General features: G+C 54.0%; 17 protein-coding genes. 8 read left to right on the forward strand and 9 right to left on the reverse strand.

What is annotated here, in order from left to right; genetic code table 11:
* Positions 1–79: 79 nt before the first annotated feature.
* From T496_RS0106450 to T496_RS0106460, 3 genes are all read right to left on the reverse strand, one after another.
* Positions 80–1,825: a phospho-sugar mutase gene (locus T496_RS0106450; RefSeq protein WP_027450021.1), complete on the reverse strand. Its 1,746-nt coding sequence runs from the start codon at positions 1,823–1,825 to the stop codon at positions 80–82.
* A 90-nt stretch (positions 1,826–1,915) separates the two neighbouring features.
* Complete coding sequence (gene mtgA / locus T496_RS13645) at positions 1,916–2,572, reverse strand: monofunctional biosynthetic peptidoglycan transglycosylase (RefSeq protein WP_231478019.1); 657 nt, start codon at positions 2,570–2,572, stop codon at positions 1,916–1,918.
* Between the two features lie 31 nt (positions 2,573–2,603).
* Complete coding sequence (locus T496_RS0106460) at positions 2,604–3,278, reverse strand: OmpA family protein (RefSeq protein WP_027450022.1); 675 nt, start codon at positions 3,276–3,278, stop codon at positions 2,604–2,606.
* A gap of 141 nt (positions 3,279–3,419) precedes the next feature.
* On the opposite strand from T496_RS0106460, the gene proS reads away from it, so the two are divergent.
* Complete coding sequence (gene proS, locus T496_RS0106465) at positions 3,420–4,901, forward strand: proline--tRNA ligase (RefSeq protein ID WP_027450023.1); 1,482 nt, start codon at positions 3,420–3,422, stop codon at positions 4,899–4,901.
* A gap of 51 nt (positions 4,902–4,952) precedes the next feature.
* Here proS and T496_RS0106470 read toward each other — a convergent pair whose 3' ends face one another.
* The 5 genes from T496_RS0106470 to menA form a co-directional block, all read right to left on the reverse strand.
* Positions 4,953–5,405: an HU family DNA-binding protein gene (locus T496_RS0106470; RefSeq protein WP_155808732.1), complete on the reverse strand. Its 453-nt coding sequence runs from the start codon at positions 5,403–5,405 to the stop codon at positions 4,953–4,955.
* 235 nt (positions 5,406–5,640) lie between these two features.
* Positions 5,641–7,596: a DUF3987 domain-containing protein gene (locus tag T496_RS0106475; RefSeq protein ID WP_027450025.1), complete on the reverse strand. Its 1,956-nt coding sequence runs from the start codon at positions 7,594–7,596 to the stop codon at positions 5,641–5,643.
* Positions 7,597–7,598: 2 nt separating this feature from the next.
* The gene (locus T496_RS0106480) at positions 7,599–8,204 is read right to left on the reverse strand and encodes a BT4734/BF3469 family protein (protein WP_081783578.1); all 606 of its coding nucleotides are present in this window, start codon (positions 8,202–8,204) and stop codon (positions 7,599–7,601) included.
* Between the two features lie 283 nt (positions 8,205–8,487).
* On the reverse strand, positions 8,488–9,612 hold the full coding sequence (locus T496_RS0106485) for a hypothetical protein (RefSeq protein WP_027450027.1): 1,125 nt from the start codon (positions 9,610–9,612) through the stop codon (positions 8,488–8,490).
* 18 nt (positions 9,613–9,630) lie between these two features.
* The gene (gene menA / locus T496_RS0106490) at positions 9,631–10,560 is read right to left on the reverse strand and encodes a 1,4-dihydroxy-2-naphthoate octaprenyltransferase (RefSeq protein ID WP_027450028.1); all 930 of its coding nucleotides are present in this window, start codon (positions 10,558–10,560) and stop codon (positions 9,631–9,633) included.
* Positions 10,561–10,640: 80 nt separating this feature from the next.
* Here menA and T496_RS0106495 point away from each other — a divergent pair, with 80 nt between their 5' ends.
* Entirely contained in the window at positions 10,641–11,279 is a 639-nt protein-coding gene (locus T496_RS0106495) for an HD domain-containing protein (RefSeq protein WP_027450029.1), read from the forward strand.
* Positions 11,280–11,435: 156 nt separating this feature from the next.
* Here the strand turns inward: T496_RS0106495 and T496_RS0106505 are convergent, their stop codons facing one another.
* Positions 11,436–12,332: an RluA family pseudouridine synthase gene (locus tag T496_RS0106505; RefSeq protein ID WP_027450030.1), complete on the reverse strand. Its 897-nt coding sequence runs from the start codon at positions 12,330–12,332 to the stop codon at positions 11,436–11,438.
* 158 nt (positions 12,333–12,490) lie between these two features.
* On the opposite strand from T496_RS0106505, the gene T496_RS0106510 reads away from it, so the two are divergent.
* From T496_RS0106510 to T496_RS0106535, 6 genes are all read left to right on the forward strand, one after another.
* Positions 12,491–14,107 carry an ABC-F family ATP-binding cassette domain-containing protein gene (locus T496_RS0106510; protein WP_027450031.1) on the forward strand — a complete coding sequence of 539 codons (1,617 nt, stop codon included), beginning with the start codon at positions 12,491–12,493 and terminating at the stop codon, positions 14,105–14,107.
* Positions 14,108–14,163: 56 nt separating this feature from the next.
* The gene (locus tag T496_RS0106515; protein WP_027450032.1) at positions 14,164–14,742 is read left to right on the forward strand and encodes a nucleotide exchange factor GrpE; all 579 of its coding nucleotides are present in this window, start codon (positions 14,164–14,166) and stop codon (positions 14,740–14,742) included.
* 4 nt (positions 14,743–14,746) lie between these two features.
* Positions 14,747–15,922, forward strand: a complete 1,176-nt coding sequence (gene dnaJ / locus T496_RS0106520) for a molecular chaperone DnaJ (protein WP_027450033.1) — start codon at positions 14,747–14,749, stop codon at positions 15,920–15,922.
* Between the two features lie 9 nt (positions 15,923–15,931).
* A complete protein-coding gene (locus T496_RS0106525) occupies positions 15,932–17,248 on the forward strand; it encodes a bifunctional folylpolyglutamate synthase/dihydrofolate synthase (protein WP_027450034.1) in 1,317 nt (438 codons plus the stop codon).
* A gap of 96 nt (positions 17,249–17,344) precedes the next feature.
* Entirely contained in the window at positions 17,345–18,436 is a 1,092-nt protein-coding gene (locus tag T496_RS0106530) for an aldose epimerase family protein (protein ID WP_027450035.1), read from the forward strand.
* A gap of 23 nt (positions 18,437–18,459) precedes the next feature.
* Positions 18,460–19,737, forward strand: a complete 1,278-nt coding sequence (locus tag T496_RS0106535; RefSeq protein ID WP_027450036.1) for an MFS transporter — start codon at positions 18,460–18,462, stop codon at positions 19,735–19,737.
* Positions 19,738–19,763: the final 26 nt, after the last annotated feature.

Here is a 19,763-nt window from a genome sequence, read left to right on the forward strand (position 1 = left end):
CCCTAAAGCCATTGACGACCTTAGGGGCTATATGCTTAGAGGGATGAGCTACAATGGTGTGCCCTACCCTTTTTGCGTCTTAGAGGTTCAGATCCTTCTTGATGCGCTCTACCTTCTCGTTGGCAGCCTTGGTGCAACGCTCGTAGCAACCGGCACACTTGAAGCTGGGATCCTTGATCTCCAGATAGAACTTGATCTTAGGCTCGGTACCTGAAGGACGTACACTCACCTTGGTGCCATCCTCGCAGAACCACTGCAGCACGTTAGACGTGTCGGGCATGTCGAGCTTCTCCACGCTGCCATCGGCCTTCTTAGCCTCCAGCGACTGGTAGTCCTTCCACAGACAAACCTTGCTGCCGCCCAGCTCCTTGGGAGGATTAGCACGGAAGTCGCTCATCATCTGCTTAATCTCGTCGGCACCAGTCTTACCAGGACGAACCACGTTGATGGTCACCTCACGAGAGAATCCGTATTCAGCATAAATGTCCATCAGCAGGTCGTAGAGGGTCTTGCCGTTATCGCGTGCCCATGCAGCAATCTCGCAAATCAGACAGATAGATGCTGGAGAGTCCTTATCGCGCACCTTGTCAAATGGCAGGAAGCCGAACGACTCCTCACCGCCACCGATGTACTTCTTCTTGCCCTCGTTGACACGAATCTCGTTGGCAATCCACTTGAAGCCAGTATAGCAGTCCTTATATTCTACGCCGTTCTTCTTGGCAATCTCGGCAATCACCTCGGTGGTAACGATGGTCTTCACCAGGAACTCGTTACCCTTCAGCTGACCCAGTTTCTTCTTGTTGGCAATGATATACCAGCAGAACATCATGCAGGTCTGGTTACCGTTCAGAATTTCCCACTCGCCCTTCGCGTTGCGACAAACGATGGCCAGACGGTCGGCATCGGGGTCAGAGGCAATCACCAGGTCGGCATTCAGCTTCGTACCCAGTTTCATACCCAGGGTCATAGCCTCGGCATTCTCGGGGTTAGGCGAAACCACCGTGGGGAAGTTGCCGTCGATGACCATCTGCTCGGGCACCACGTGGATGTTCTGGAAGCCCCATGAGCGCAGAGCCATAGGAATGATCACACGACCTGTGCCGTGCATGGGTGAATAGACGATGTTCAGGTCCTTCTGACGCAGGATGACGTCCTGATCTACCATTGCCTCTTTGACAGCCTGGATGTAGTCCCAGTCCATCTCACCGCCGATGGGCACGATGAGGTCCTTGTTACCCTCGAACTTCACGTCCTGGATCTTCACCTTGTTCACCTCGTCGATGATACCCTTATCGTGTGGAGCCAGCACCTGTGCACCGTCGTCCCAGTAGGCCTTGTAGCCGTTGTACTCGCGTGGGTTGTGAGAGGCTGTCACGTTGACACCTGCCTGACATCCCAGCTGACGGATGGCGAAAGAGATCTCGGGTGTAGGACGCAGGCTCTCGAACAGATACACCTTGATGCCATTGGCCGAGAAGATGTCTGCCACGGTCTCTGCGAAGAGGCGACCGTTGTTACGACAGTCGTGACCCACCACCACGGCGCTCTGCTTGCCGGGGAAAGCCTTGTTGATGTAGTTGGCAAAGCCCTGTGTGGCCATGCCTACGATATATTTGTTCATGCGGTTGGTACCTGCACCCATGATGCCGCGCAGGCCGCCCGTACCGAACTCCAGGTTCTGGTAGAACGCATCTATCAAGGCAGACTTATCCTCGGCATCGAGCATAGCCTGTACTTCCTTACGTGTGTCCTCGTCGAAAGCGGGCGACAACCATTCCTTAGCAACTGCCTCGCACTGGGCAATAAGCTGAGCATTATTTTCCATAATTACTATATTTTAGTTGTTGTTGTTAGAATTACATATATATCTGACGGCAAAGATACGAAGATTTCTTCTAACAGCCAAGTCATTCCGTCACTTTTTTCGTCCCAGCGGCTCCACGAACTTCATATTATGCCTGATGGCACGCTGGCGCTTCTTCATGTACTTGCTGGGGTTCTGCGAACTGTACTTACGGGGATTGGGCAGCGTGGCTGCTATCAGCGCACACTGGTTCACGGTGAGGTCTTTGGCGCTACAGCCAAAATGCTCTCTGGCCACGGCTTCTACGCCATAGATGCCATCGCCCGTCTCGATGGAGTTCAGATACACCTCCATGATGCGCTCCTTCGACCAGCACAGCTCTATCAGCACCGTGAAGTAGGTCTCCAGTCCTTTTCTCAGCCACGAGCGTCCGGGCCACAGAAAGACGTTCTTGGCCGTCTGCTGCGAGATGGTCGATGCGCCCAGCTTGTTCTTCTCCGGGTGCTCCATGTTGCGCTTGGCAGCATACTCGATGGCCTTGAAGTCGAAGCCATGATGCTTCAGGAAGTTGGCATCCTCACTGCCCATCACGGCCTGTGGCATGTGGGGCGACATCTCCTCCAGCGGCACCCAGTGGTGCTTCAGCTTCAGGTGATCCTGCTGCGTGAGCCTCAGAACCATCAGCGGGGTGTAATACACGGGGACAAACCTGAATACTATTACAGCAAGAATCGTGGAGGCAAAGAATGCCACCACGACTCTTATCAATGTTTTTCTTAAGAATTTCAAACCTTCCGGATTACTTCAGTGTTCCTGCCTCGGCAGCCTTGATCATGGCCTCAGAAGCATACATATAGATCTCTACACGACGGTTCTGCTGACGACCTGCAGCTGTTGAGTTGTCGGCAACGGGGTTGGTAGAACCCTGACCGTCAGCTACGCGAATCTGTGAAGCGGCAACGCCCTGTGCGAGCAGGTAGCTCTGCACGGCCTTAGCGCGGTTTACAGACAGAGGATTGTTGACAGCGTCAGAACCAGTGCTGTCGGTGTGGCCATAAATGGCGATATCGCAGTCTGTGTTGTTCTTCAGCAGTGTAGCGCACTGGTTCAGGGCAGCCTTTGAGCTTGCGTTCAGGGCATACTTACCAGTAGCGAACAGAATACCAGAGTCGAAGGTCAGCTTCACGGCCTGCAGACCGTTAGCGTCTGTTACAGACTCTACCTGTGCATTCTTCACAGCCTCAGCCTGAGCCTTTACTTTGTCCATGTGCTTGCCGATGAGGGCACCAGTACCGGCACCTACAGCTGTACCTACAGCAGCACCTACAGCGGTGTTACCAGCAATCTTACCAACTACTGCACCCAGCACTGCACCACCGGCTGCACCAATTGCTGTACCCTTGGCCAGATTGTTACAACCTGCCATCACCATTCCTGCGCAAAGAGTCAGGATAACAACTTTCATTTTCTTCATAACTTTAGATTATTTATTATTAATAAAAATGTTAAACGCTTACGATTTCGGTGCAAAGATAGAAAAAATTCCTAATTCGCAATAACTTATTCTCAATTATTTTGTACCTTTGCACCAAAATTTTTAAAATTTCGAAGAAAAATGGCAAAAGAACTAAAAGAATTAACAAAACGTGCCGACAACTATAGCCAATGGTACAACGACCTTGTGGTCAAGGCCGACCTGGCCGAGCAGTCGGCCGTGCGTGGATGTATGGTCATCAAGCCCTATGGCTATGCCATCTGGGAGAAGATGCAGCACGAGCTGGACCGCATGTTCAAGGAGACTGGTGCGCAGAATGCCTATTTCCCCTTGCTCATCCCTAAGTCGTTTCTCAGCCGCGAAGCCGAGCACGTAGAGGGTTTTGCCAAGGAGTGCGCCGTGGTTACCCACTACCGTCTGAAGGCCACCGAGGACAAGAGTGGCGTGGTGGTTGACCCCGCTGCCAAGCTGGAAGAGGAGCTCATCATCCGCCCCACCAGTGAGACCATCATCTGGAATACCTATAAGAACTGGATTCAGTCTTGGCGCGACCTGCCACTGATGTGCAACCAGTGGTGCAACGTGATGCGCTGGGAGATGCGTACACGTCCTTTCCTGCGCACCTCCGAGTTCTTGTGGCAAGAGGGCCACACGGCTCACGCCACCCGCGAGGAGGCCGAAGAGGAAGCCAAGAAGATGCTGCACGTCTATGCTAAGTTTGCCGAGGAATGGATGGCCGTGCCCGTGGTACAGGGCGTGAAGAGCGAGACCGAGCGCTTTGCCGGTGCGCTGGATACCTACACCATCGAGGCTATGATGCAGGATGGTAAGGCCCTGCAGAGCGGTACCTCTCACTTCCTGGGTCAGAACTTTGCCAAGGCTTTCGACGTGACTTACTTAAATAAGGAGAACAAGCCCGAGTATGTATGGGCTACCTCATGGGGTGTCAGCACCCGTCTGATTGGTGCGCTCATCATGACCCACTCTGACGACAACGGTCTGGTGCTGCCTCCACGCCTGGCCCCCATCCAGGTGGTTATCATCCCCATTGCCAACAAGCCTGAGCAGATGGAGATTGTCAACAAGGAGGTTCAGCCAATCATCGACGAGCTGCGCCAGAAGGGTATCAGCGTGAAGTTCGACGATGCCGACAACAAGCGTCCTGGCTTCAAGTTTGCCGACTACGAGCTGAAGGGTGTGCCCGTGCGCCTGGTACTGGGTGCCCGCGACTTGGAGAAAGGCACCATCGAGGTGATGCGCCGCGACACACTCGAAAAGGAGACACGTCCTATCGAGGGCATCGCACAGTATGTTGAGCAACTGCTGGAAGATATCCAGAAGAACATCTTCGAGAAGGCCAAGGCCTATCGCGACAGCCGCATCTATGAGTGCGACAACTACGAGGAGTTCAAGGAGAAGGTGAAGGAGGGCGGTTTCTTCCTCTGCCACTGGGACGGCACTGCCGAGACCGAGGCTAAGATCAAGGAAGAGACTCAGGCCACCATTCGCTGTGTGCCTTTCGGCGTAGAACAGACACCTGGTGTGGACATGGTGAGCGGCAAGCCTTCTAAGGCACGTGTGATCATTGCTCGCAGCTACTAAGCCACATCAAGGCTATGAAAATAAAAAAGGGACTCTCACGAGCCCCTTTTTTTAGTCTTCATTCTCTGTGGTAGAGGTGCTGACTGGGAAGCGGCGCTTCAGCACGCACTTGCTCATGAACTTATGGCTGGTCAGCTCTTCGTCCTTGCCGTTCTCGGGGCGGAAGCGGATATGAATGCCGTGCACATTTCGGCTGATATCAAACTCCTCTGCTGTGAGCGTACCCGAGCCTTCGAAGGTGGGATAGAACGTGCCCAGCCCATCGAGCTTCACGCCGATGCCCTGCATCACCATCTCCACAAGACACTCCACCATTTCCTCCATCACGCCCTTGATGGTGGACGGCTTGAAGGTGCCGTTGTGCGAGGAGATGTGCTGGGCAAATCCCTTCAGGTTGAGCGTGCTCGTGATAACGGGCTGCGCATACCATTTGCCAAACATTTTTGAATTCTTGACCTCATTCTGCTTCAGGTCATACTGCATTGCAATTCTGTTAACTGCCATAGTTGTAATGTGTGTTTTTAATGGTTAAAAAATTAGATTAGTTATCTCGCGTCTTATTCTCTTTAAGACAATGCAAAGATACTAAATAATTTCCATATTACCAAATATTTATACAACTTTTTTAAAGAAAAGATTAAAGTTTCCGAAGAGGGGGACTTTGACGTAACTAAAGGGGCAGTTTAGTTACGGGAAAGCTGCACTTTGGTTACGGGAAAGTCCCCCTCTGAGACTGAAGTCAAAGCTTCCGGTAGTGCCCCTGCGACAGGCGCGCCACCACACCATACTCGGTGATGAAACTGCCCACGTAGCGCTCGGCCGTGCGACTGGATATGTTCAGTACGGCCGCCACTTCGACATACTGCTTGTGGGTGAACTCGCCAGGCAGTGAGGTCAGCAACTGATACTCCTGCGCACCCATGGCGCGCCCGTTGGTGCCCATGGGCGTGCGGTCGTGGGGCAACAGGCGGCTATAGACGTAGGCCGTGTGATTGATCAGACACGAGGCGATGGCAATGGCCGTCTGATAGTCGGCCTCACAGCACACCAGCGGTTCCTGGCGCTCATAGTGCTCCGTGAGCCGCCCCTCGTGGCGCAGCACGGTGAGCACCATGGCGATGCGATAGGTCACCAGTCCCAGTCGCTTGACGAAGGCCTCGAGGTCGTCGCCATAGAGCCCTATCTGCTCGTCGTAGAGCGGACGGAAGTAGCGGTTGAAAGCATCCTTCTGTTCGGCATTGAGCGTGAACACCAGTGGGTGGTCGGCAAACGAGGCCAGCTCGTCATAGATGCGCTTAAACCTGCTGCCGAAGCCCTTCATTCGGTCGTAGAGCGTCTCTTCGCAGTCCTCGAACACGTCGCGCCAGCCGCGCCCTTTCTTAAGCATATAGAACACGAAGCGGTTGGCCAGTCCGTTCTCCACCTTTTGGGGCGAGAGCAACGTGGGCAACTGCCCCGGTGTGCAGGTGATGAAGGCCGACAGGCGTGGTTCGGCTATATAGACATGCTCGTCGTCCTTACGTCGGCTATAGTCGATAGCCTCGTGGTGGAAGGCCTTGCGCAGCCCACTGCTATAGTCGCCATAGTCCTGCTTGATGGCCGTGGCCATGGTGTCGGCCTCGGTCTCGAACACGGCGCCCCACCCCTCGTTGGCGGCCAGGTCCTGATAGAAAGCCGTGGCCGAGGCGTTGACCGAGATCAACGGTGTGCGGTAGGGCGGTTCCTCGGGTTCGGTGGCGTTCTGGCGCTCGCGCTTGTTCAGTGCGTCATACTGCGCCTTGCGCTGGCGATAGTCGCGTCGCAGCGCCTCGCTTTGGTTTCTCACCTGGTTCACCACAGGCGACACCACCGACAGGCAGGCCGGCAGCACACCCTTGTCCGAACCCGAGGGGGCCACCACGAAGGCATAGAAGGGCGGATACACCCTGCGACGGTCGTACACGCCGAAGACATTGGGTGTGAAGCCCGACATCAGGTTGAGCGTACAAAGCAACATCTTGTCGCGATCTTCAGCCGTCTCCTGCATGCGCACCAGGTCGGCCAAAAACGAGGGCAGCGCCTCCATGTCCAGCCCGTCGCTGAAGGTCTGCCTGAACGGCAACTCTTCCGCCAGTTTCGCCATTCCGCCAAGCTCCTGCGAAACGACGTTTGGCATGGTAATATCTCCAATAGTTCCATACATACCACACTTATTATCAGTTGTTTTAATTCGTTCGTTGCCATTTTGCTTTAACGCGTCCCATTGTTCCGCATAGGTGTGGCGAAGTGGCGAAACTGACGGAAACTGACGGCTCACTGCGCTGAGATCTACCCCCGCCTGCTGCGCCATCTGGAAGAAGCTGGCGATGGTGGTTCGGCCGTCATGTTTCCTCAGGCATTCCTGCCACTTGCGTTCACACGCCTCGGCATCATACTTGGTGCTCTGTGCCGAGAGCTGATGAAACAACTCGCCACCCTCGCTGCCCAGCCCGTCGGCCAGCGCAAAGCCCAGGCGCAACCAGTCGTCGTACGTATCTGCCACGTTGGCTCCGCGCTCCAGCAAGAGCTGGCCCACGGCCTTCACCTTGGCCACCTCGTCGGCGGGGTTCATGCTGCTTTGGGGAGTGGCAGCCACTGCTGCGGCAGCTACACTGTCAGTGTTTGCACCCGAGGCCGCTGCCCATGCCAGGGGATCAAAAGTAGATAGATTTTCCATGATTAAAAATGTTTGATTAAGTCAGTTCGTAAATACGCCTCGGGGTCGTGAGGCAGAAAACAAGCGCGCGACACGTTGGCACACGCGGCATCCACCTGCTTCTCGGTGAGGTGGTAGGAGACCATCAGGTAGTTGCGCAGCGCCTTGAACCACGTCTTGTGGTCGCAGCGCTCCAGGTCGATATGCACAAACCACTTCAGCCCGTCGCCCGAGGGCGAGCGGAAGAGCAGCAGTGTCTCCATCTGCTTGTCGTCCACCAACAGCCGAAACAGTTCCTCGCAGCGCTCGCCCAGCCCGTCGAGGTCTATGCACATCAGACCCGAGTGGCGCAACAGCGACTGGTCGTTGCAATAGGCAAACACGCCCGAGGGCGTCACATAGTCGAAGTGCTCGGCCTTATACTTTCGCGCCTCGTCGTGGTCGTCAAAGTGGCGCAGCGCCTCGGTCTCGAGCCGTGCCCATCCATTTCTGACGTAGTCATAGACCTCAAACAGCGTCATCGCCTTTGCTTCCGGTCTTTTGTTTGTGATCGGCTTCCTAAAGAAGCTCATCCGTGCCTCGGCAGCATTCCATGTGCTCCGAGGCGTTTGAAAAGAAGTTTCCATCATACAATACCTAGATTTTAGTGTATGAGGTTTACTCTTCTCGCACCAACGGACTTCGGCATAGAAGAACTTTCACCTTGTCCGTCCCCATGGCCCGTGCTCGGTTAGCGCCACAGGTGTCGAATTCTGGGCGCAAAGATAGAAAAACGCCTCAAAATACGAAAAGACATAAAATTTGTTAAAGAAAAGAGGCACTTTTAGCCAAAAAAGACACCTAAAAGCACAAAAAAAAGACCTGATTCCACAAAAGAACCAAGCCTACATAGGGGAAAAGACGGGAAAGGGGCTACATCTCGCAGATCACTCGGGCCATGTCGTTGAGCGCCAGGCACTGGTCGCGGCGGATGGTGAGGCGCTCGTTGTGGTGGGCCCATGGAGCAAGCAGGAGCAGTTGACCGCGGGCACAGGCATCCATACGCTGTCCTCCGGGCTTCGCGAGGTCTGTGAAGCCATTCTCCTGAAGCACTATCAGCGGCAGGCCAGCCTCAAAGGCGGCACGCATCACGGCCTTCTCGCCCCGAGAGATGCAGGGCGACACCAGCACAGCCCCTGCGCGAGCCTGCTCCAGCCACCACGCCTGCTTCTGGGCTATCTCCTCGTCGGTGAGGCGGCGCGAGCACTGCACCTGCAGGCGCACAGGGCGCTGCAGCAGGAAGCGGTTGCCGATGGCGGAGTACTGCTGGCCGCCCACCACCAGTCCGCGCTGCACGCGGAAGAGGTCGGGTCGCTCGCGCTTCATCAGCAGTCGTCGGGGGTTATCGCGGAGGTAGTCGAGCCAGCGCTGTAGCTGCCCCTCGCGCAGCAGCAGCTTGTCGTTATAGCCGCGACTGAAGAGGAGCCCATACGTGCGGTCCTCGCCGCGGCGGTCTTTCTTTGGTGGTAGGGTTTGTAGCGTTGGTGGTTTTGTTTGTTGCGTTGGTGGTTTTGTTTGTTGCGTTGGTGGTTTTGTTTGTTGCGTTGGTGGTTTTGTTTGTTGCGTTGCCAACGCAACAGACGGGACGCCAAGGATGAGCTCGCGGTAGTGCTGGTTGCACTTCTGCTTGAAGCCGCGGAGGGCCATGCCTAGCGGCTGCTCCATCTGGCTCCGCACGAAGAGCACCACATGGAGGTGGTCGGGCATCATCTGCAGCGCCACCACCGATATTTCTGGATGATGGGCGGACGTGGCCATACACTCGTCATAGACGCGCTGCCCCAACGGCGAGAGCACCATCCGCGGCGCATCGCCGCTGTCGGCAGGCGCCTCGCTCCTGCCCGTCACCACACCCAAAAGCGGACGACGGCCCTCCACCGTCATCGTCACCATATAGATCATACGGCCGGTGTAGTCATGCCCCACACAGCGGCGCTGCATGGAGGGCTTCTTAGGCCCCGCAAAGGTCTTCTGACTCTCGTAAACTTCGCGCTTCATGGTACGGGGGAGAAAGGCCTATCCCAGCAGAATGCCCAAGCTGACTAGCAGGCCATAGATAAAGATGTTGCGAGCCGTCAAACCGAGCACTGCATTGAGCTCACGACCTTGCCATATCTCCTTCATTTTCAGATAGGCCAGGTAGTGAAGAAACAGATAGACGAACGAGAGGTCGTAGGCTAAGGGGTGATTGGTGTTTGTATAGAGCATGCCCAACAAACAGGCTATCACGCCTACACCCAAATAGAGCCGCAAGGCTGTCTGGGCTCCGATGCGCACCACCAGCGTGTTCTTGCCAGCCTGGCGGTCGGTGTCGCGGTCGCGGAAGTTATTGACCAGCAGCAGCGCATCAATCACCAAGCCACAGGCCACCGAGTCTACGATGACCTCAGGGGTGAAGGTATGGAGCTGGATGTAATAGGTGATGCTGACGGGCACAATGCCAAAGAACACCAGCACCAGCACATCGCCCAGACCAAGGTACGACAGGTGGGTGGTATAGAGGAAACAGAACACCACGCAGAGCAGTCCTACGAGTATCATCTCGAGGCCTCCGTAGAACACCAATGGCAGTCCTACAAGACAACCCACAATAGTGGTCATGGCGATGGCATGACGCATGCGACTGATGCTCACCCACCCCTGCGTACAGGCACGTTCAGGCCCCAGACGGGTCTCGCGATCGTCGGTACCCTTGGCATAGTCTATGTAGTCGTTGATAAAGTTGGCATCTATCTGCATGATAAAGGCAAACAACAGACAGAGCACAGCTGCCGTCCAGCTGAACACGCTGCCGTCATACTGCTGGGCATCACTCCATGCCAGCGAGAGACCAATCATCACAGGCACGGCTGCACCTGTCAACGTCTTCGGACGGGCAGCCAGCAGCCAGGCCATGGGGGAATCTTTCTGCACTTTCTGCCTTTTCTTCCATTTCTTCCATTCCATTTTTTTGGCTATTTTCTCGTTAAACGCTTGCAAAAGTAGATAATTATTCGTATATTTGCAAACATAAACCCCAAAATATTATGCTAAAGAACACTGCAAGCCTCGACTTGGTGGAATTTGTTGAGACCCAGATACTGCCCCAATATGCCCAGTTTGACAAGGCGCACAACATGGAGCACGTGACCCGCGTCATACGCCGTTCGCTGGAACTGGCACGCTCTACCGGTGCCGACATCGACATGGTATATGTCATCGCCGCCTACCACGATCTGGGACTGACCGGCCCACGCGCCATACACCACATCACCAGCGGAAAGATACTGGCCAGCGACGCAAGGTTGAAACGGTGGTTCTCGGCCGACCAGATCAGCATCATGCGTGAGGCCGTGGAGGACCATCGCGCCTCGGCATCGCGGGCACCGCGCAGCATGTATGGCAAGATTGTGGCCGAGGCCGACCGCGACTTGTCGCCCGAGGTGGTATTCCGCCGCACGGTGCAGTTTGGACTGTCCAACTACCCCGAGCTGAACAAGGAGCAGCAGTGGCAGCGCTTTGCCGAACACATGGAGAGCAAATACTCGGTGCGCGGCTACATACGCCTCTGGATACCAGGTTCGCAGAACGAGCAGAACCTGAACCAGCTACGCAACATCATAGCCAACCCCCGACTGCTGAAGGAGGCATTCGAAAAATACTTTAGCGAAGAGGTTAACGCGTAAGGAAATAGAAAACGCATAAAGCGACCAGCAGCACGAAGAAGACAGAGAGCTTCAACATGCAGCTGGTCACTTTCTTTACTACCAATACCGTCACCATGATGAAAAGCAAAATGGCGACGTAGTACATCCAACTATCCATAGAGAATAAGTGATCGATTAATGATGCTTGAACAAAAGACGGAAGGCCGTGGGTACGGGGGTCTCAAACTCCATGCGCTCGCCCGTGATGGGGTGCGTGAAGCACAACAGCCAGGCATGCAGACAGAGACGATGCAAGGGATCGTCGCCATTGCCGTACTTAGGGTCGCCACACACGGGATGGCCCATATCGGCAGCATGCACACGGATCTGGTTCTTACGTCCGGTCTCGAGCTTGAACTCCACCAGCGAGTGATCGGTGGTGCGGTCCATCACAAAGAAATGGGTGATGGCCAGTTTGCCGCCATTATCCACAGGCGATGAGTAGGTGATGTAGGCCTTGTTGTCTTTCAGCCAGTTCTGGATGGTGCCTTCGTTCTGCTCCATCTCGCCACTGAGCACAGCCACATAACGGCGGTCATAGACAATCTGATGCCAGTTGTGCTCCAATATCTGTTCGGTCTGTATATCCTTGGCATAGACCATCAGTCCGCTGGTGTCGCGGTCCAGACGGTGCACCACATGCGCCGTGCAGCGCTGATGCGTCTTCTTGAAATAGTCGTCGAGCACACTCTTGACATTGAGCGACGAATGGCCGGCAGCCATCGACAGGATGCCGATATTCTTCTCTACAACCACCAGCCAGCGGTCCTCATAGACAATCTTCACATAGCGGCTCTTGAAGCCTTTCTGATTGCGCTTGGTCTTGCTCACAGCCACCTTCATGCCAGGCTGCAGCTGATAGTCGAACTGAGTGACCGTCTTGCCATTCACCTTGATACCCTGCCCCTGAAGCGTCGCTTTCACCTTGCTACGACTCTGCGACACATTGGCCAACAAGAACTCGAGCAACGGCTGAGCCTCGCTGACGGTAAAGTGATCGTACTGTCCCTCTGAATTATTTCCTGTATTCATTCTCATACGGGGTGCAAAGTTAGTGGAAACCAAGCGAAAAGCAAAATAAAATACGATTTATTTTCACTTTACGGCGGTAGAGCGGGAAATAATTTGGTAAAGTGGAAAATAATTCGTAACTTTGCAGCCAAAATTAAAATTAATAAGGTAAAGAGAAGATGATTACAGTCACCAATTTGGCAATTCAATTTGGAAAAAAGGTTCTCTACAAGGACGTGAACCTGAAGTTTACAAACAACAATATCTACGGCGTTATCGGTGCCAACGGCGCCGGTAAGTCAACACTGCTCAGAGCCATCAGCGGCGAGCTGGAGCCCAACAAGGGTACCGTGGAGCTGGGCCCGGGCGAGCGCCTCTCGGTGCTGGAGCAGGACCACTTTAAATACGACGAATTCACGGTGATGGACACCGTGCTAATGGGCCACCAGCCCCTGTGGCAGAACATGAAGGAGCGCGAAGCCCTGTATGCCAAAGAGGAGATGACCGAGGAAGACGGTGTGAAGGCTGCCGAACTGGAGATGGCCTTTGCCGAGATGAACGGTTGGGAGGCCGAGAGCGAGGCCGCACAGCTGCTGCAGAACCTGGGCATCAAGGAGGATATTCACTATGCACAGATGGCCACCATCTCTAACAACGAGAAGGTGCGCGTGATGCTGGCAAAGGCGCTGTTTGGCCACCCCGACAACCTGTTGCTCGACGAGCCTACCAACGACCTCGACCTGGACACCGTGCAGTGGCTGGAGGAATACCTCGCAGGACTGGAGCAGTGTGTTATGGTGGTGAGCCACGACCGTCACTTCCTGGATGCCGTTTCTACTCAGACGGTGGATATCGACTTCGGTAAGGTGACGCTATTCTCGGGTAACTACTCTTTCTGGTACGAGTCTTCACAGTTGGCACTGCGCCAGGCTCAGAACCAGAAGCTGAAGGCCGAGGAGAAGAAGAAGCAGCTGGAGGAGTTCATCCGTCGTTTCTCTGCCAACGTGGCTAAGAGTAAGCAGACCACCTCACGCAAGAAGATGCTGGAGAAGCTGAACGTAGAGCAGATCACACCTTCTACACGTAAATACCCCGGCATCATCTTCCAGATGGAGCGTGAGCCTGGTACACAGATTCTGGAGGTAGAAGGACTGAAGGCTCTGGACAGCGACGGATCAGTGCTGTTCGACAACGTGAACTTCACTATCGAGAAGGGACAGAAGACCGTATTCCTGAGCCACAACCCCAAGGCTATGACGGCGCTCTTCGAGATTATCAATGGCAACCGCCAGGCTGACGCCGGTACCTATAAGTGGGGCGTAACGATCACAACGGCCTACCTGCCTCTGGACAACACCGAGTTCTTCCAGTCGGAGCTGAACCTGGTGGACTGGCTGAGCCAGTTTGGCAAGGGCAACGAGGTGATGATGAAGTCGTTCTTGGGACGCATGCTGTTCAAGGAGGAAGATGTGCTGAAGCACGTGAACGTGCTCTCGGGTGGTGAGAAGATGCGCTGTATGATTGCACGTATGCAGCTGAAGAACGCCAACTGTCTGATTCTGGACACACCTACCAACCACCTCGACCTGGAGTCTATTCAGGCCTTCAACAACAACCTGGTGGGCTTCAAGGGCAACATCCTCTTTGCCTCACACGACCATGAGTTCATCCAGACCGTAGCAGACCGCATCATCGAGCTCACACCAAAGGGCACCATCGACAAGCTGATGCAGTATGACGACTATATCTACGACGAGGCCATCAAGGAGCAGAAGGCTAAGATGTATGACATCTAATCAACGTGGCATGCTTTTTGCATGAACATGATTGAAACGTAAAAACATAAGCAATTATGACAGAAAAAGACATAAACATCGAAGAGCAGGAGCAGACCACTGACCAAGTGGCAGCCGAACAGGAGAACACCGAGAATACGGAGAACACCGAGAAGGCTGAGAATGCTGACGCTGCCGAGAACGCTGAAAAGCAAGACGAGGCCGAGCAGATCATTGCCGACCTGAAAGATAAGTATCTGCGCACCATGGCCGAGTTTGACAACTTCCGCAAGCGCACCATCAAGGAGCGTCAGGAGCTGATACTGAACGGTGGCAAGAAGACCATCACCGCCCTACTCCCCGTCATCGACGACATGGAGCGCGCCATGGAGAACGGCAAGAAGACCGACGACATCGAGGTGCTGCGCGAAGGCATGCAACTGATCTACCAAAAGCTGATGAAGACTCTGGAGGCTCAGGGCGTGACAAAGATTGAGACCGAGAATGCCGACTTCGACACCAACCTGCACGAGGCCGTGGCACTGGTTCCCGGCATGGGCGACGACAAGAAAGGCAAGGTCATCGACTGCATGGCCACCGGCTATAAACTGAACGATGAAGTAATCCGCTACGCAAAGGTAGCTGTAGGACAATAAACCAATGGCACAGAAACGAGACTACTACGAGGTGCTGGGCGTCGAAAAGACGGCTTCAGAGGCAGAGATTAAGAAGGCATATAGAAAGATTGCCATCAAATATCACCCAGACCGCAACCCCGGCGACAAAGAGGCCGAGGAGAAGTTCAAGGAGGCCGCAGAGGCCTACAATGTGCTGCACGACACACAGAAGCGCCAGCAATACGACCAGTTTGGCTTCGCCGGACTGAACGGTGGTGCCGGTGATGGCTTCGGTGGCTTCGGCGGTGGCGCATCCATGAACATGGACGACATCTTCTCGATGTTTGGCGACATCTTCGGCGGTCATGGCTTCGGCGGTTTCGGCGGTGGCTTTGGCGGCGGAAAGGCTCGTCCACAGAAGCATCGTGGCGGCGACCTGCGCCTGAAGGTGAGACTGACACTGGAGGAGATCAACCAGGGCGTCACCAAGAAATTCAAGGTGCGCAAGGATGTGCCCTGCGAGCACTGTCATGGCACTGGCGCCGAGGGCGGCAGCGGCATGGAGACCTGTCCCACCTGTCATGGCTCAGGCGTGGTAACCCACACCACACAGAGCATCTTCGGTATGATGCAGAGCCAGGGCGTCTGCCCCACCTGTCACGGTCAGGGTCAGGTCATCAAGAACAAGTGTAAGCACTGCGGTGGCACTGGAGTCACCAAGGGCGAAGAGGTGGTAGAGGTGAACATCCCCGCTGGCGTAGCCGAAGGTATGGTGGTGAACATCTCGGGCAAGGGTAATGCCGGTATGAACAACGGCATCCCCGGCGACATACAGGTATTTATCGCAGAAGAGCCTCACGACACCTTTATCCGTGACGACAACGACCTGATATACAACCTGCTGCTGGACTTCCCCACAGCGACCCTGGGCGGCGAGGTAGAGATACCTACCATCGAAGGCAAGGTGCTGAAGGTGAAGATAGAACCCGGCACACAGCCCGGCAAGACCATGCGCCTGAGAGGCAAAGGACTGCCCGCTGTGAAGGGCTATGGCACAGGCCGTGGCGACCTGGTGGTGAACATCAGCATCTACGTGCCTAAGACCCTGTCGCACGACGAGAAGAAGGCCATCGAGGCATTCAAGGAGAGCGACAACTTCAAGGGCGACAAGGAGACACGCGACAGCATCTTCCAGAAGTTCAAGAACTATTTCAACTAAAAGGGACCTATGACCTACGAAGAAGTAACCGAATACCTGTTCAGCCAGACCGCTAACTACGAAAGTCAGGGAGCTACTGGCTACAAAGAAGGACTGGAGACCACCATGGCTCTGGACGAACATTTCGGTCATCCACACAAGACGTTCCGCAGCATACACATTGCGGGAACCAACGGCAAGGGATCGGTGTCGCACACCATCGCAGCTTTCCTGCAGATTTGCGGCTACCGCGTAGGACTGTACACCTCGCCACACCTGGTGGACTTCAGCGAGCGCATCCGCGTGAACGGCACACCCATATCCAAGGATTATGTGGTCAACTTTGTAGAAAGTGAGAAAGGATTCTTTGAACCTCTGCATCCCTCTTTCTTTGAAATCACAACGGCTATGGCGTTCAAGTACTTCAGCGACATGAACGTTGACATCGCTGTCGTAGAGGTGGGACTGGGCGGCCGACTGGACTGCACCAACATCATCACCCCTATACTCAGCGCCATCACCAACATCTCGCTGGACCACACCAAACTGCTGGGTTCTACGCTCGAGCAGATTGCCTTTGAGAAGGGTGGCATCATCAAGCCTGGTGTCCCCGTGATTATCGGTGAGGCTACTCCTGAGACACGCAAGGTATTCGAGGAACTGGCCAAGGTGGCCGGTGCCCCTATCACCTTTGCTGAAGACGAACCCGCCATTGTCGAGTATAAGGCTCTGCCCGGTGGCATCATGCACTACAAGACAAACCGCAACGTAGAGTTTGATGGTGAGTTGTCTGGCACCTATCAGGTCAAAAATGCGAACACCATCATCAAGATGTTAGACAGCCTGATGGACAGTGGCTATCTGTCGTCATCCAACATCGAAGACAACATGACCAAAGGGGTGAAGGAGATGAACCAGGCCTTCATGAACGTAATGAGCATCACCGGACTGAAAGGCAGATGGCAGGTGGTCAGAAAGAAGCCCATGGTCATATGCGACACTGGTCACAATGCAGGCGCCTGGGAATACCTGTCGAAACAACTGGAGGAACTGCCCTGTCATCAGCTGCGCATCGTGTTTGGCATGGTCGAAGACAAAGACATCTACAGCGTGATGAACATGCTGCCGAAGAATGCCACCTATTATTATACTAAAGGAAGCACCAAAAGAGCCTTCCCAGAGACCTCGCTGAAGGTATTTGGAGAGCAATTTGGACTGAAAGGCGAATGCTACCCCACAGTGGATAAAGCCTACGAGGCTGCACTACAAAATGCTACAAGTGAAGATGTTATCTTTATAGGCGGTAGCACTTATGTTGTAGCCGACTTCCTGAAATCTCGAATTTAGGTGTTTTTAACAACATTTTTTTGCCGATATGTTTGCTCATATCGGCTTTTTTTTGTTCCTTTGCAACAAAGTTACAGTAACTAAAAACTTTTGATTATGGCGAACACAACAGAAAATGTGAATCTGTGTGGTCTGAAAAGAGAGGACTTTCAGACCACAGTCAACGGTAAGAAAACCGATCTTTACATCCTCCGTAACCGCAAGGGATACGAAGTAGCCATCACAAATTACGGTGGCGCCATTTGTGCCATCATGGTACCAGACAAAGACGGTAACGTTGCTAACGTGATTCAGGGTCACGACAATATCCAATCAGTTATTAATTCCCCAGAGCCCTTCCTTTCTACCCTTATCGGCCGATTTGGTAACCGAATCTGCAAGGGACAGTTCACACTGAACGGCAAGGAATATCAGTTGGCCATTAACAATGGTCCTAACGCCCTTCACGGCGGTCCTCGCGGTTTCCATGCCCGCGTATGGGATGCCAAGCAGATGGGCCCTCGCGCACTGGCTTTGCACCGCGTGTCGAGCTACGGAGAAGAGGGATTCACCGGCGAGGTTGACATCACGGTAGAGATCACCTTCACCGACCAGAACGAGCTGGTGCTGGAATATCTGGCTACAACCAATAAGAAGACCATCATCAACCTGACACACCACGGTTTCTTCTCTCTGGCAGGTACGGCTGATCCCACACCTACTATCGACGATCAGATACTGGAGCTGAATGCCGACTTCTACGTGCCCATCGACGACACATCGATTCCTACAGGTGAGATCTTGAAGGTGGCAGGCACACCCTTCGATTTCCGCACACCAAAGGCTGTGGGCAAGGACATCGACGCCGCCGACATCCAGATTAAACACGGCGCTGGCTACGACCACTGCTTCGTGCTGAACAAGAAAGAAGAGGGCGAACTGAGCTTCGCTGCACGACTGACCGAGCCCAAGAGCGGACGCACCATGGAGGTTTACACCACCGAGCCTGGCGTACAAGTATATAGCGACAACTGGGCAGACGGTTATAAGGGTATCCACGGTGCCACATTCGGACGCCGCTCGGCTATCTGCTTCGAGTGCCAGCACTTCCCCGACAGTCCCAACCGTCCTTACTTCCCATCTGTCGTATTGAATCCCGGTCAGCGCTACAAGCAGAAGACCATCTATAAATTCGGAGTAACTGAATAGTAATCATAAACTAAAAACAAAAAATGACTTCAACAAACAACAACAGCAAAGTAATTGCCATCATCACGATGTGCTTCATCTTCGCGATGATCTCTTTTGTAACAAACATGGGTGCGCCCTTTGGCAACATTTGGGGCTTCACATATCCATTTGCTAAGGCGTGGGGTAACATGATGAACTTCGCCGCTTATCTGTTTATGGGTATTCCCGCAGGTAAGATGCTGATCAAGTACGGCTATAAGAAGACCGCACTGATTGCACTGGCCGTAGGTCTGATTGGTCTGGCTCTGCAGTATCTGTCGAGCATCGCTGGCGACGCCACCTATGTATTCACATATCAGGAGATTCCCGTTGCATTGAACCTGATCATCTATCTGCTGGGCGCCTTCGTTTGCGGTTTCTGCGTATGTATGCTGAACACCGTGGTGAACCCCATGCTGAACCTGCTCGGTGGCGGTGGCAACAAGGGTAACCAGCTCATCCAGGTTGGTGGCACACTGAACTCACTGACTGCAACGCTGACACCTATGCTCACAGGTATCCTCGTAGGTACGGTGACAGCTGAGACCAGCATGAGCAACGTGGCTCCATTGCTGTTCATCGGTATGGCCGTATTCGCCATCTCTTTCATCATCATCAGCCGCGTATCTATCCCCGAGCCTACTCTGGGCAAGGAGCAGCCACAGTATGAACACAGCCCATTGGCATTCCGTCACACACTGCTGGGTGTCATTGCTATCTTCTTCTATGTAGGTATCGAGATTGGAATCCCCATGCACCTGCAGTTCTACGTCACTGACCTGGGCTTCGAAGGCTCTGCAGCCGTTGGTGGTGTGATTGCCGGTATCTACTGGATTCTGATGATGGTTGGTCGTGCTACATCAAGTGTGATCTCTGGTAAGGTTTCTACCTCACTCCAGATGATTGTGGTATCAAGCTTGGCTATCGCCCTGCTGCTGATTGCCATCTTCATGCCCGAGAGCAGCACCGTGGTATATGATGGTCACGACATTCCCGTGAAGGCCTTCTTCATTGCAGCCTGCGGTCTCTGCACCTCTATTATGTGGGGCGGTATCTTCAACCTCTCTGTTGAGGGTTTGGGCAAGTACACCGAGGCAGCTTCTGGTATCTTCATGACCATGGTTGTAGGTGGTGGCATCATGCCTCTCATCCAGCAGAGCATTGCTAGCAGCACTGGCAACATCACCAGCTACTGGCTCGTCATCGCCATGTTGGCCTACATTCTGTTCTACGCTACCGTTGGTTGCAAGAACGTGAACAAGGACATCAACGTAGATTAATACTCTAATACAAACCTAATAAACTT

This window comes from Xylanibacter brevis P6B11 (assembly GCF_000621825.1).
Lineage (GTDB): Bacteria > Bacteroidota > Bacteroidia > Bacteroidales > Bacteroidaceae > Prevotella > Prevotella brevis.

What these genes read in the sequence shown, in the direction of transcription:
- T496_RS0106470 (WP_155808732.1), bottom strand. Translation starts at nt 5,405, where the DNA reads ATGGCAGTTAACAGAATTGCAATGCAGTATGACCTGAAGCAGAATGAG.
- T496_RS0106510 (WP_027450031.1), top strand. Translation starts at nt 12,491, where the DNA reads ATGATTACAGTCACCAATTTGGCAATTCAATTTGGAAAAAAGGTTCTC.
- T496_RS0106525 (WP_027450034.1), top strand. Translation starts at nt 15,932, where the DNA reads ATGACCTACGAAGAAGTAACCGAATACCTGTTCAGCCAGACCGCTAAC.
- T496_RS0106515 (WP_027450032.1), top strand. Translation starts at nt 14,164, where the DNA reads ATGACAGAAAAAGACATAAACATCGAAGAGCAGGAGCAGACCACTGAC.
- T496_RS0106460 (WP_027450022.1), bottom strand. Translation starts at nt 3,278, where the DNA reads ATGAAGAAAATGAAAGTTGTTATCCTGACTCTTTGCGCAGGAATGGTG.
- menA (WP_027450028.1), bottom strand. Translation starts at nt 10,560, where the DNA reads ATGGAATGGAAGAAATGGAAGAAAAGGCAGAAAGTGCAGAAAGATTCC.
- T496_RS0106450 (WP_027450021.1), bottom strand. Translation starts at nt 1,825, where the DNA reads ATGGAAAATAATGCTCAGCTTATTGCCCAGTGCGAGGCAGTTGCTAAG.
- proS (WP_027450023.1), top strand. Translation starts at nt 3,420, where the DNA reads ATGGCAAAAGAACTAAAAGAATTAACAAAACGTGCCGACAACTATAGC.
- dnaJ (WP_027450033.1), top strand. Translation starts at nt 14,747, where the DNA reads ATGGCACAGAAACGAGACTACTACGAGGTGCTGGGCGTCGAAAAGACG.
- T496_RS0106475 (WP_027450025.1), bottom strand. Translation starts at nt 7,596, where the DNA reads ATGGAAAATCTATCTACTTTTGATCCCCTGGCATGGGCAGCGGCCTCG.
- T496_RS0106480 (WP_081783578.1), bottom strand. Translation starts at nt 8,204, where the DNA reads ATGATGGAAACTTCTTTTCAAACGCCTCGGAGCACATGGAATGCTGCC.
- T496_RS0106485 (WP_027450027.1), bottom strand. Translation starts at nt 9,612, where the DNA reads ATGAAGCGCGAAGTTTACGAGAGTCAGAAGACCTTTGCGGGGCCTAAG.
- T496_RS0106535 (WP_027450036.1), top strand. Translation starts at nt 18,460, where the DNA reads ATGACTTCAACAAACAACAACAGCAAAGTAATTGCCATCATCACGATG.
- T496_RS0106495 (WP_027450029.1), top strand. Translation starts at nt 10,641, where the DNA reads ATGCTAAAGAACACTGCAAGCCTCGACTTGGTGGAATTTGTTGAGACC.
- T496_RS0106505 (WP_027450030.1), bottom strand. Translation starts at nt 12,332, where the DNA reads ATGAATACAGGAAATAATTCAGAGGGACAGTACGATCACTTTACCGTC.
- T496_RS0106530 (WP_027450035.1), top strand. Translation starts at nt 17,345, where the DNA reads ATGGCGAACACAACAGAAAATGTGAATCTGTGTGGTCTGAAAAGAGAG.